The sequence below is a fragment of the Streptomyces sp. NPDC060194 genome (assembly GCF_042728285.1).
Lineage (GTDB): Bacteria > Actinomycetota > Actinomycetes > Streptomycetales > Streptomycetaceae > Streptomyces.
In genome coordinates this window covers 1-12547 of sequence record NZ_JBHWZH010000161.1, presented here as the reverse complement: position 1 = coordinate 12547, position 12547 = coordinate 1, and the positions used below count along the sequence as shown (strand labels likewise).

Genomic DNA, 12547 nt, shown 5'->3' with positions numbered 1-12547 from the left:
GCACCGAAGAGGTGCGGCGGTCCTTTCGCGTTCCGGTGGCCGCCGTCCTGCGGGGACGGCGGCGGGAAGGCCTCCTGGGGCGGCCGCTCGCTAGGAGGGGGCCGCGAGCTCCGCCCAGACGGTCTTTCCGGGCGCGGAGTCGTCGCGGGTGACGCCCCAGTCCTGGCAGAGCCGCTGGACGATGAACATGCCGTGCCCGCCGGGGCGGCCGGCGCGGTGCGGGGTGCGGGGGGCGGGCTCGCCGCCGCCGAGGTCGGTGACCTCCATGCGCAGCACCTTCTGGTCGCAGAGGAGCACCAGCTCCTCCGGACCGTCGGCGTGCAGGCACGCGTTGGTGACCAGCTCGGAGACGACCAGCAGGACGTCCTCCGCGGCGGCCCGGCGCTCGCCGTCGGACGCGGGCAGCCAGCCCCAGTCGTACAGCGCCTGGCGGGTGAAGTCGCGGGCGAGCGGCACGATGCCGCTGGCGCCCGAGAGACGAAGCCGCCGGCCGTCCCGCCCCGTCGTGGGCGCCCGGTCGTCCGCGGCCCCGTCCGGGTCCTGGCCGCGGTCGCCCGGCATGTGCGGCCGGGTGGTGCTCATCAGCGGTTCACCTCACCGATTCGCCGGTCCATCGATCATCGACTCACAGATCACACGGGACAGTCCGTCCGTCACGGGTGCGTCACCCGTCACGGCGGAGCGTGTCATGTCCAACAGATTCAGATGTCTCCTGCCCGACCGTTCCGGGAGAACACCCCCGCGAAGGGAGTGGGATACGGGCGGGCCGGGACGGGGTGCCCCACGGGGACGGTCAGTCACCCAGGGCCGATTCCACGTCCTCGTGCACGGTGAAGACCGACTCCGCGCCGGTGATCTCGAACACCCGGGCCACCACCGGCAGCATGCCGGAGAGGTGGATCTCGCTTCCGGCGGCCTCCGCCTTGAGCCGGGCGCCGAGCAGCACGTTGAGGCCCGTGGAGTCGCAGAACTCCAGCTGCGAGCAGTCCACGACCACCCGCGTCCGCCCCTCGTCGATGCAGGCCTCGAGCGGCTCCCGCAGCAGCTCCGCGGTGTGGTGATCCAGCTCACCGGCCGGGATCACGACGGCGCTTGCCCCGTGACTGCGCACCTCGACGCTCAGCCGTCGGCTCGTACTGCCGACCGTCCCGCGGTCCATTTGAGATTTCGCTCCCACTTGGTCGTCACAACTGTGTCTGGCGCCACCGAACACTACGCCTTCTCTAGGCCATTCGGTAGCCGAACTTCCGCACTAAACAAGGACATAACGCCACAGGCCGTCCTTGCAAGCGGGCAGCGTCTCCGGGTAGGCGTAGAGGTTCACCGAAAACGACCCCCGCCGGCTTTGGAGGCGCCGCACCTCGTAGTGCACCCGCAGGCACCGGCTGCCATATGCCGACATCGATGGAGGACGCCCCCCATGACACCGACTTCCCGGCTCGACGCATCCCATACCGACGCGGACACGGACGAAGCGACCCCCGCCGCCGCCCTGTCCGCCACGGTGGGTGATCTTGCGAAGTCGTCTGCCCCGACCCTCCCGGCCGAACCCCCCACAGCGGACACGGACCACCCTGCCGAGGACGTGTTCCAGGTCACCGCCCCGCGCGACATCACGCCCCAGGACGCCCGCGCACTCTCCAAGACGCTCTTCGCGCGCCTGGAGACCCTCGAGGAGGGCACCCACGAGCACGCGTACGTGCGCAACACCCTGGTCGAGCTGAACCTGGCCCTGGTCAAGTTCGCCGCCTCGCGCTTCCGCACGCGCAGCGAGCCGATGGAGGACATCGTCCAGGTCGGCACGATCGGCCTGATCAAGTCCATCGACCGCTTCGAGCTCAGCCGCGGCGTCGAGTTCCCGACCTTCGCCATGCCGACGATCATCGGCGAGGTCAAGCGCTTCTTCCGCGACACCTCCTGGTCGGTGCGGGTCCCCCGCCGGCTCCAGGAACTCCGCCTCGACCTGGCCAAGGCCGGGGACGAACTCGCCCAGCAGCTCGACCGCGCTCCCACGGTGGCCGAGCTGGCCGAGCGGCTCGGCATCAGCCGCGAGGAGGTCGTCGAGGGGATGACGGCGTCCAACGCGTACACGGCCAGCTCCCTGGACGCCCAGGCGCACGACTCCGACGGCGAGGGCGAGGCCTCCCTCGCGGACCGCATCGGGTACGAGGACGACGGCATCGAGGGCATCGAGTACGTCGCCTCCCTCAAGCCGCTCATCGCCCAGCTCCCGGCCCGCGAGCGCGAGATCCTCTCGCTGCGGTTCACGGCGAACCTCACCCAGTCCGAGATCGGCGAGGAACTCGGCATCTCGCAGATGCACGTCTCCCGCCTCCTCTCGCGCACCCTGGTCCGCCTCCGCAGGGGACTCACCGTCGAGGAGTAACCACCTCCGGCGGTCTTACACCCCCCTTGCTTCGGGGCCCGCACCACCCACGACGGCCCGGCCTTTGGATCAGGAGGACAAAGGACGGGCCTTCGTGCGTCCACGTGGCCGGTCGCCGCGTTGACGGGGCGGCGCCGACTGCGCCAACCTGGGCGGGGGACGGGGGATCGCAGTGGGGAAGCGGATGACTGCGTGGGGTGAGCTGGAGCGGGCGATGGGGCGCCGCCTCGGCCGGGAGTGCCTGTACGTGCCGTCGGGACGGCTCGGGCTCCTCCTGGCGCTGCGGCACTTCTGCCCACCGGGCGGCCGGGTGCTGATGTCGCCCGTCAACGACGACGTGATCCTCTTCGTGGTGCTCGCTGCGGGCCTGCGCCCCGTCCAGGCCCCGCTGCGGACCCGTGACGGCACGATCGACGCCGACGCCGTCCCCGAGGAGACCTGGCGCGGGCTGTCCGCCGTCCTCACCACCCACCTCTACGGCAACCCCGACCCGGCCCCGGCGCTGCGCGCGCGGTGCGACGCGCTGGGCATCCCGCTCCTGGAGGACGCGGCGCACGCGATCGGCACGGCCGTCGGCGGCCGGCCGGCGGGGACCTGGGGGGACGCCGCCGCGTTCAGCCTGTCGAAGCACGTCCACGCCCACACCGGCGGGTTCCTCGCCCTCGCCGACCCGTCGCCGAGGGCCGCCCTCGCGCGGGCCCGGGACGACCTGCTGCTCCCCCACCGGGTCGGCCCCGAACTCGCCTACGCCGTACGGCCGTACGCCGAGACGGTCGCCCGCCGGCTGCGGCTGACCGCGGCCGTCTGGGCCGCGCTGCGGCTGGTCGGCCTCGACGACCGGCCGGGGGACACGATCCGGATGCCGCTGCGGGAGGACGCGCTGAAGGAGGCCGTGGCCGCGGTCGCCCCGGAGGCGCCGCCGGGGGACGCGCTGGACGCCTTCGACCCGTGGGTGCGGGTCGACCTGCGCGACTACCGGGTGGCCGGGGGCCGAACCCGGGCCCGCCGGGTGGCGCGGCGGTTCGCCCGCCTGGACGCTGTCCTGGACGCGCACCGCGCGGGGACCGCGAAGCTGCTCGCCACCCCGTGGGCGGATCCCGGGGCCGTGGAGCGGCCGCTGTTCCGGGTCCCGCTGCTCGTCGCGGACCGGGACCGGGCGCGGGCGGCGCTCGCCCGCGAGCGGATCGCCGTCGGCTACCTCTACGACCCGCCGCTTGACGTCTACGCGGGGCCCGCGTTCACCGACGCCTCGCCCGCACCGGGGCCCGCCGCGTGGTTCGCGCGGCACGCGCTGCCGGTCGACCCGCTGCGGGCGGACGACGTCGTCCGGGTGCTGCGGGCGGCGGGAACGGAGCCGGCGGCCGTCCCCGCCGGCGGGTGGCCGGCGCCTCCGGGAGACGGGCCGGCGGACGGTCCGGCGAGAGGCGCAGGTGACTGACACCGGGACGGCGCGGGCGCGCGCCGCCGAGCCGCCGGCGCCCGTGGAGCCGGCCCCGGACGCCCCGGCGGCCCCCGCCCCGGCGCCCGACGACACCTCCATGTTCCGCAACGCCTACGCGCTCATGCTCTCCACGGGCGTCTCGGCCGCGCTCGGCCTCGGCTTCTGGCTGGTCGCCGCCCGCTACTACAGCGCGGAGTCCGTCGGCCAGGGCTCCGCGGCCATCGCCGCCCAGCGCCTGATCGCCTCGCTCGCCGCGACCACGATGATCGGCGCGGTCGTCCGCTACGTGCCCCGCGCGGGGCGGGCGACCGGCCCGCTGGTCTGGAAGACCTACGCGGCGAGCACCGCCGTCGTCACCCTCGGCTCGGTCGTCTTCCTCCTCCTGCTCGGCCTGTGGGCCGGGCCCGACTCCTCCTACGCCCCGCTCACCGCCCTCTGGACGGGTCTGTTCTTCACGCTGTCCTGCGTGGCCTGGGCGGTCCTCACCCTCCAGGACGGCGTCCTGACGGGGCTGCGGCGGGCGTTCTGGGTGCCGGTCGGGAACGCGGTGTTCTCCGTCGGCAAGCTGCTGCTGCTCGTCGCGCTCGCGACCGCGATGCCCGTGCTCGGTGTCTTCGTGTCGTGGTCGGCGGCCATCGCGCTCTCCGTGCTGCCGCTGGGCTGGCTGGTGTTCCGGCGGCTGATCCCGCGTCAGGCCGCCGCCGACGCGGACCGGGTGCCGCCGCGGATGGGGGAGATCGGCCGCTTCCTGGCCGGGGACTCCGTCGGCGCGCTGTTCAGCCTCGCCATGATCAACCTGCTGCCGGTGATGGTGGCCGCCCGCTTCGACCCGGCGCACATGGCGTTCTTCTACACCGCGTACACCGTCGGCGGGACCATGGAGTTCATGGCCATCAACATGGCCTCCTCCCTCACCGCCCACGCCTCGCACAGCCCCGAGCAGCTCGCCGCGGGGGTGCGGGGGGCGCTGCGCCGGATGGCGCTGCTGCTCGTGCCCGTCGTCGCCGTGCTCGTCGTCGGGGCCCCGTACATCCTCATGCCGTTCGGTGACGGGTACGCCGAGGAGGGCACCACCGTCCTCCGGCTGCTCGCGCTGGCCGCGCTGCCGCGGGTCGCCGTGGAGCTGTACATCGGCGTGCTGCGGGTGCAGGGGCGGACCGGGGTCCTGGCGGTGCTGCAGGGCGCGATGTGCGTGGCCGTGCTCGGCAGCGCGGCCGTCCTCCTCGGCCCGTTCGGGATCTCCGGGGCGGGGCTCGCGATGCTGGGGAGCATGGCGGCCGTCGCCCTGGCGACCGTGCCGGGGCTGCGGGCGGTCCTGAAGGGGCGGGGTGCGGCCCCCGCTGCGGCCGAGTACGGGACCAGCTGGGCGCGGCGGCGGGCGGAGGGCGCAGCCCCGTGGGCGTCCGCCGCGGCGGGCGCGGAGGAGGAGGCGTACGGGACGCAGTGGGCCCGGGACACGGCCTACCTGCACGGTCTGCACGACACGGCGACGCCGGCGTTCGGGTTCCGGGCGGCGGGGGGCGGGGGTGTGGGGGTCGGGGGCGCGGGGCCCGGGGGTGCGGGTGGGGCCGCCCAGGGGGCGGGCGGTCCTGCGCGGTCGGCCGGTTCCGCGGGTGCCGCAGGTGCTGTCGGCTCCGCCGTGTCCGGCGGTTCGGCCGGTTCCGTCGGTTCGACCGGTTCGGTCGGATCGGTCGGATCGGTCGGTTCGGTCGACGAGGACGCCGCGCTCACCGCCTGGCTGTGGCTGCTTCTGGGCCTGGCGGCCGGGCTGTTCTGGGTGCCGCTCAGGCGACTGGCCAATCCGGTGCGGGGCGAGGGTCTGACCGGCCGCGAGCTGGTCGCCGCGCTGCCGCCGGTCACGCTCGTCGCCGGGATGCTGCTGCTCGTCCTCTACAGCGCCGCGCTCTCGCTCGACCGGGCCCGGCCCGCGCTGCTCGGCTGCACGCTCGCCCTGACCGTCGCCGCGCTGCACAGCGCCCCGCCGCTGCTCGGGGTGCGGCCGCCCGCCGCCGAGCCGACCGTCCTCGCGGACCTCCTCGACCACGCGCTCGGCCTCGACGGCCCGCAGGGCGTCCTGCGGGCGCTGCCGGTGGTGCTCCAGGTGCTGTCCCTGGCCCTGGCGGCCGCCGCCCTCTGGGCCCTGCGCGCCCCGTGGCGGCTCACCGCGGGGTCCCTGTGGGCCCTCGCCGTCGCCGGGTGGGCCGCGCAGGACGCGGTCGCGGGGGCGGCGCTCCCGGTGTTCACCCTCGCCTGCGGCGCGGCGCTGGGCGCGCTGCTGTTCGCGTGGCTCGGGGAGCGGGGGGACTGAGCGCCGCCCCCCATGCCTCACCGCGTCGGGACCGGCTGGCGGAAGTACTCCGCCTGGCCGGCCTTGCGGTAACCCTCCAGCTCGGGACCGTCGTTGACGGTCAGGTCGCAGTACTCGTTGTCCGGCACCGGACGGTTCCAGTGCACGTACGCCCGCGCCTCCGGGATCGCGTCGACCGCGTCCGGGATCGCCTCGTACCACTCCCGGCTCCGGTCGGGGTCCTTCGGGTCCGGCACGGTCGCGAACTCCGAGAGCATGATCGGCTTCTTGTCGGAGACGTTCGCCCGCAGCCAGTCGTAGGACGGCTTCTGCACGTCCTCGAACTCGATCCAGTTCGTGGTGTCGTGGCAGAGGAAGTAGTTGTACTGGTCCATGCCGATCCAGTCGACGTAGTCGTCGCCCGGGTAGAGCGCCTTCATCTCCTTCTTCTTGCCGAGGTAGCCGGAGACCGTCCACACCCACACGACGTTGTCCACGCCGAGTTCCTCGAACCGGTCGTGGATGTGGCGCCAGGCGGCGACGAACTCCTCGGGCGTGCCCGCGCCCTCGTCGATGCGGAAGTCGGTCTCCTGGTCGAAGGAGAAGAACACCCGCTTGCCGTACGCCTTCAGCCGTTCCGCCTGCGGGTCGATGATCTTCTCGTCGTACTTCCCGGAGGCGATGTTCTTCCAGCCGAGCTGGGTCTCCTTCCAGCCCGCGTGGTGCGGCTCGGTCCATACCGTCGACTCCCAGGCCAGCATGAGCAGCCGCTCCCGGCCGAGCTCGACCTCGTCGGGGGTCAGGAGTTGGCCGTCCAGCGCGGAGTTCGACATGTCGTGGTACGTGTAGACGAGGTCGAGCCTGCGGTCGATCTTCTTCTCGAACGCGTACACCGCGTCCTTGAGCGTGCGCCCGGAGTCGATCTCCGGGTACGGGATGTACGCCCCCCACCAGGCCCCGCAGCGCGGGACGAGGTGCTCGTCGGGGTCGCACCGCGCGGTGGCGGAGGGGCCGGACACCGCGTTCGCGGGCAGCTCTTCGCCGGTCGGGCGGGCGTCGTCCTCACCGCCGCCCCCGGGGCCGGTGAGCCAGACCCCGAGGCCGATGAGCAGCCCGCCCACGGCCGCGAGGATCACGGCCGTGTACGTGCTCCTGCGGGCCCCGCTGTGGCGTCCGGTCATCCTCGGCGTTCCCTCGTTCCGGTCGGGGGCGGTCATCGCGGTGCGGGTCCGCGGCGGGGGCGTTCGGCCGCGCCGCGGGTGGCGGCCGGCAGCGGCAGACCGGGGAAGAACGCGGCGGCCGTGGTGAAGAGCGCGAGCACCACGAGGAACGCGGCCCCGGAGAACCGCTCGACGAGGAACAGCGCGGTGGCGGTCAGCACCCCGAGGGAGAGGCTCAACGGGGCCGCCATCGCGACCACTTCGAGGCGGGACCCCGGTCGCAGCCCGTCGGGCATCGGCAGCAGCAGGGCGAGCCCCGGGCCGATCAGGGTGAAGAGCAGGACCGGCACCCACCGCAGCGGGCCGCCGGCGGGCAGCAGGGTGGCGGCGAGCGCGAACCACCCGGAGAGCACCAGGGCGACGCGCACCCGCTGGGGGGTGGCCTGGATCCGCGGCGCCATCAGCGCTCTCCTTCCGCCGCGCCGGCACCCGCGCCCGCGTCTGTATCCGCGCCCGCGCCGTCCGGCACCGCCTCCGGGACGTACTTCGGGTTGTACCGCAACAGCACCCCGTACCGGCCCTGCTCGACGACGACGAAGCGCGGCGAGTCGACCAGCTCGGCCTCCAGCTCCCGGTAGGTGCCCGGCGGCAGCAGGCCCTCGCCGATGGAGGCGCGCTCCTGGGTGGGGGTGAGCAGCACGAACACGGACCGGTCGGTGGGCAGGCCCTCGGTGAGGTACTCCACCGGGTCCTTCAGCATCCGCAGGTTCTCGGGGACCTCCTGTTCGGCGAAGAACCACCGGTCGTAGCGGTCGTAGCGGTGGTAGGCCCCGGGGAACGAGCCGGTGGTGGCGAGGAACAGGGAGCCCTCGGGGGCCTGTTCGTAGGCCTGCTCGACGAAGGCGACCTCGGCGGGCGGGGTGTAGTGCATGCCGTCCTTGCCGTAGTACGAGGGCAGGAAGCCGGCGAGCAGGACGGTCAGCGCGAGCGGGGCGGCGACCAGGGCGGTGCGCCGGACCACCGTGCGGGCGCGCTCGGTGCGGGCCGCGCGGGCCGCGGGCACGAGTGCGGCGGCGGCGAAGAAGGCGGTGCCGGGCAGGCCGAACAGGTAGACGCGGAAGAGCATCTCCCCGCCGTAGTCGTTGACGGCGAACATCGGCACCGGGGCGGCGGCGGCGAGCAGCAGCGGCAGCGCGGAGTGGACGAGTCGGCGGCGCAGCAGCACGGCGGTGCCGGCGAGGCACGCGAGCACGGCGACCATCAGGATGTTCGCCGTGCCGACGAGTTCGGGGCCGGGTCCGGTCGGCTCGCCGGCGTACCCCGCGCGGGAGTTGTTCAGGACGTCGCCGACGGAGTTGCGCAGGGTCTCCAGGGTGCCGAGGAACAGCGGCCGGCCCATGGTGAGGTCCCAGACGAGCATGATCAGCGCGGCGACCGCGAGCAGCACCGGGTTGCGGTACCGCCGGGTCAGGCACAGGACGAAGAGGGTGGCACAGAGCATCACCGGGGTGAGCTGGTGGGAGAAGTTGGTCGCGGCGATCAGCGGGACGAGGACGGCGATCCCGAACGCCCGCTGCCGTCTGCTGGTCGGCGGCGGGGGCGCGGCGGCGGCCGGGTCCCGGTGGGCCGCGTCCCGCAGCCGGCCGACCGAGCCGGGCCGCACGAAGTGCCGTACGACGACCGTCAGGACGGTGAGGTAGAGGAGGAACGCGAGGCCCTGGGGGGCGAGGTAGTCCTGGCCGACCCAGTTGGCGAGCTGGAAGATCCACACGGCCGTCCACACCAGCCGCCAGTCGTCGGTGAACGTCCGGAAGAGCAGGACGAGCACGGGCAGCATCAGCAGGCCGAAGGCGACCGGCGCCCAGTTCATGAACGACGCGGCCCCCTCCACGCCGAACGTCCGCACCAGGGCGGCGTTCAGCGCGAAGAAGCCCGGCCACTGGTCGTAGGCGGCCATCCCGCCGCCGAGCTCCACGTGCGGGTGCACCGTGCCGTCGGAGAGGATCTTGTCGATCACCGCGTCGTGCTTCGACGCCCAGGCGTAGCGCACCGAGTCGTAGAGCACCGCGGGCGCGGCCTTCAGCGCGAACAGCATCGCCACCGCGTACGCACCGGGCCACCACGGCGCGGTCCCCGCCCGGCGCAGGCTGCCCAGGAACCCGAGCGTGAGCACGACGAGGGAGGCGTGGAACGCGACCGGGAAGCGGTTGAGCAGCCCGTAGTCCCCCATCTCCCGGAACCCGATCCGGGGCAGGGCGTACCCCCACAGGACGGCGGCGGCGAGCAGGGGCAGCCAGGCGAGCGGGCGGACGCGGTCGGACGCGGCGCGGACTCGGCGGGGCACGGCTCGGAGCCGCGCCGAGGCGGCGGGGGGCGGGGCGGTCCGTGATCCCGCCTCCTCCCGCAGGGCGGCACCGCGCGAGCCGTCGCCGTCCGGGGTCCCGGGCGTCTCCGCCCGGGCGGCCGGGATCGCGGCGGCCGAGGACGCGTCCGGGGCTGCCGGGCGGGCGGGGGCCGTGGCCGATCCGCCCGCGGGCGGCGCGGCATCCGCGGCCGGTGCGGCGGTGACGCCGGAGTCGGGCGGGGGCGGGGCGTCACGGGAACCCGTCTCCTGCCGCATGGCAGGGGACGGCTCGGTCGGCGCCGCGCCGGCGGCCGGCTCCGGGGCCGGCCGGAGCCCGGCCCGGCCCCCGGTGTCCGCCGCCACGCCCTGGTTCGTCCCGACGGCCTTCGACAGGCTGACCCGCGGCCCGTCCGCGAGCGCGGGCTCGGGGTTAGTCGCGGTGTCGGCCGGCTCGATCCGGCCGGGGCTGTCGGGCTCGGGTGGGGAGGAGGCCGCGTCGGCGCCGCGGCCGGGCGGCTCGCTGCTCGCCTCGCGTGGTGGCGATACGTGTTGCTGCACCGTGCGACTCCCCCCACTGCCCCGTGCCGCGCGTCCCCCGCGCCGGTGTTGCGCCCCGGTCCCCTGCGGAGCTCCCCTGGTTGCGAAGCATAGGACCATGCTTCGTCGTTCCGTCCGATCCGTACACCCCTGTTACGTACGGAACTTGGGGCGAACCCGAGAGGTTCCCGCCTCACCCGGACGAGTGACTCACCCCGCGAAGACCGGCCCTCGCACCGCCGCCCTGGCCCGCCGGTACATCCGCCACCCGACGGTCCGCGGCGCGTCGCGGAAGGGCGCGCGCGGGGCGCCTGCCCCCCGCATCCACGCGGCGAGGTCGGCCGCGGTGTGCCCGTGGCGCAGGATCAGCCGGGCGATCCGGTACGCGTCGTCGTCCGCCGAGCTGATCGCGTGCCGCACGGCCGCCGCGGAGTCGTAGCCCGCCGCCCGCGCGGCCCGGCGCACGGCGGGGCTGTTGTAGCCGTGCGGGTAGGCGAGGTGGGCGACCTCGTGCCCGAGCCGCTGCTCCAGGACGTCCTTCGCGCAGCCGAGCTCGTACCGCAGCGCCCGCGGCGACAGGGTGTCGAGCTGGGCGTGGCTGACGGTGTGCGCCCCGACCTCGACGCCCTGCTCCTCCAGCTCCGCGGCCTGCCGCAGGTCCATCATCGGCGCGGGCGGCAGCAGGCACCGGACGTTCCCCCGCTCCGGCGCCAGCGCCCCCGTCGTCAGGTAGGCGGTCGCCGGCAGCCCGCGCGCGGCCAGCGCCCGCGCGGTGGGCCCCGGCAGGTCGGCGAAGCCGTCGTCGAAGGTGATGACGACCGGCCGCTCCGGCAGCGGGTCCTGGCCGGTGAGGCAGCGCACGAGCGCGCCGACGGTCAGCGGCGTCCGGCCGCTGTCCGCGATGACCCGCAGGTGCTCGCCGAACCCGGCCGGGGAGACGGTGAACTCGGCGATCCAGGTCGGCGGGTCGTCCATGACGGCGTGGTAGAGCAGCACCGGCACGGCCCGCGGCGCGGTGTCGGGCGGCGCGGCTCCGGCGTCCTCGGCGGCGGCTCGTTCCCCGCTCATGCCCGCCCCTCCCGGCTTCGCCGGCGTGTGCCCTCCGCCTTCCGCAGCCGGGCGCGGGCACTGAGGTAGCCCAGCGGGCCGTAGAGCATCCCCCGCCGCTCCAGGCGGGACAGGCTGCGCGGCCACGGGTGGGACGTCGCTCCGTGCGCGCCCGGGACACCGCCGCCGCCGCTCCCGGTCGCGTCCCCGTCCCGCGACGCGGTGATCGCGCGCGCGTGCGCGAGGCCGCCGGGCAGCCTGCGCAGCAGCGCCGGCAGCAGGGCGGGCCGGCGGACCAGGGTCGCGGTGAGGTACGCGGTGAGGCCGGCCCCGTAGCCGTAGGCCTGGTCACACAGGTCCCGCCAGGTCTCGCGGTGGTGGTGCCAGACCAGCGCCTCGGGGGTGTAGCGCAGCCGGTGGCCCGCGGTCAGCACCCGGACGAAGCCGTAGAGGTCGTCGCCGCCCCGCGCGGGGGTGCCGGTGCCGGTGGCGGGGTCGAAGCCGCCCACCGCGCGGAGCGCGTCCCGCCGGAAGGCCATATTGGCGCCGGAGCCGAAGCTGCCCGCGGTGAACGGGAACAGCGGCTCGTCGGCCGGCGGCCGCCGGGGGTCGTAGAGGCGCGGGGCGAAGCCCTTGGCGAAGCCGCCGTGCGACTCCAGCAGGATCTGCGCGGGGGTGGTGAGCCGCGCGGGCAGGATCAGCCCCGTCGTGCACCCCAGGCGCGCGTCGGCGGCGAACGGCGCGGTGAGCGCGGTCAGCCAGTGCGGGTCGGCGAGGACGTCGTCGTCGGTGAACGCGACGACCTCGCCGTCCGCCTCCGCGAGGCCCCGGTTGTGCGCGGCGGCGAGCCCGGCGACCGGTTCGGTGGTGTAGCGGACGCGTTCGGCGTACGCGCCCCGCACGAGGTCGCGGGTGGCGGACGTCAGGGGCGCGTTGTCGACCACCAGGACCTCGAAGTCGGGGTGGTCCTGGGCGAGCACCGAGTCGAGCGCCCGCGCGAGCTGCGCGGCGCGCTCCCGGGTGGCGATGACGACGGTGGTGCGGGGCGGCTTCCCGGTCGGTGACGCCTCCTCAGGACCCGCGGTGAGCCGCTCGCGGGCCGCCTTCGCCAGCTGCGCCGACGGGTCCTCACCTGCGGGCACGGTCACCAGGACCGTGCCCACCGGGCGGCCGTCCACCCTGAGCAGCGCGTACAGGTCGCCGTCCTCGGGAGCCGCGACGGCGACCGGCGGCCCGCCGGGGGCGGGGCGCCGCCCCGGGGCCACGCCGCCCCCCCGGGCGAGGTGCGCCGCGACCCCCAGGACCAGTCGCTTATAAACAACAGACGCGGCCGACCATAGGAGGG

Annotated in this window: 10 protein-coding genes; 3 read left to right on the top strand and 7 right to left on the bottom strand. The window is 75.0% G+C overall.

Translation table 11 applies throughout. The features are described 5' to 3' along the window. Window positions 1–90: 90 nt before the first annotated feature. The gene (locus ACFWEG_RS25305) at window positions 91–582 is read right to left on the bottom strand and encodes an ATP-binding protein (RefSeq protein WP_387219364.1); all 492 of its coding nucleotides are present in this window, start codon (window positions 580–582) and stop codon (window positions 91–93) included. A gap of 211 nt (window positions 583–793) precedes the next feature. Further along, entirely contained in the window at window positions 794–1159 is a 366-nt protein-coding gene (locus ACFWEG_RS25300; protein ID WP_387219362.1) for an STAS domain-containing protein, read from the bottom strand. Window positions 1160–1420: 261 nt separating this feature from the next. Between ACFWEG_RS25300 and ACFWEG_RS25295 the strand changes: the two genes are divergently transcribed. From ACFWEG_RS25295 to ACFWEG_RS25285, 3 genes are all read left to right on the top strand, one after another. Beyond that, window positions 1421–2386, top strand: a complete 966-nt coding sequence (locus ACFWEG_RS25295; RefSeq protein ID WP_387219360.1) for an RNA polymerase sigma factor SigF — start codon at window positions 1421–1423, stop codon at window positions 2384–2386. Window positions 2387–2600: 214 nt separating this feature from the next. Next, complete coding sequence (locus ACFWEG_RS25290; protein WP_387219372.1) at window positions 2601–3824, top strand: DegT/DnrJ/EryC1/StrS family aminotransferase; 1224 nt, start codon at window positions 2601–2603, stop codon at window positions 3822–3824. Then, window positions 3817–6135: a lipopolysaccharide biosynthesis protein gene (locus ACFWEG_RS25285; protein ID WP_387219357.1), complete on the top strand. Its 2319-nt coding sequence runs from the start codon at window positions 3817–3819 to the stop codon at window positions 6133–6135. The genes ACFWEG_RS25290 and ACFWEG_RS25285 overlap by 8 nt, the downstream gene beginning before the upstream one ends. A gap of 17 nt (window positions 6136–6152) precedes the next feature. Here ACFWEG_RS25285 and ACFWEG_RS25280 read toward each other — a convergent pair whose 3' ends face one another. From ACFWEG_RS25280 to ACFWEG_RS25260, 5 genes are all read right to left on the bottom strand, one after another. Further along, window positions 6153–7295, bottom strand: a complete 1143-nt coding sequence (locus tag ACFWEG_RS25280; RefSeq protein ID WP_387219354.1) for a glycoside hydrolase family 26 protein — start codon at window positions 7293–7295, stop codon at window positions 6153–6155. 32 nt (window positions 7296–7327) lie between these two features. Further along, complete coding sequence (locus tag ACFWEG_RS25275) at window positions 7328–7735, bottom strand: hypothetical protein (RefSeq protein ID WP_387219352.1); 408 nt, start codon at window positions 7733–7735, stop codon at window positions 7328–7330. After that, window positions 7735–10176, bottom strand: coding sequence for a hypothetical protein (locus ACFWEG_RS25270; protein WP_387219350.1), 2442 nt, complete (start codon window positions 10174–10176; stop codon window positions 7735–7737). The genes ACFWEG_RS25275 and ACFWEG_RS25270 overlap by 1 nt, the downstream gene beginning before the upstream one ends. Before the next feature lie 189 nt (window positions 10177–10365). Next, on the bottom strand, window positions 10366–11151 hold the full coding sequence (locus ACFWEG_RS25265; RefSeq protein ID WP_387219370.1) for a polysaccharide deacetylase family protein: 786 nt from the start codon (window positions 11149–11151) through the stop codon (window positions 10366–10368). A gap of 68 nt (window positions 11152–11219) precedes the next feature. Next, window positions 11220–12509, bottom strand: a complete 1290-nt coding sequence (locus ACFWEG_RS25260; RefSeq protein WP_387219367.1) for a glycosyltransferase — start codon at window positions 12507–12509, stop codon at window positions 11220–11222. Window positions 12510–12547: the final 38 nt, after the last annotated feature.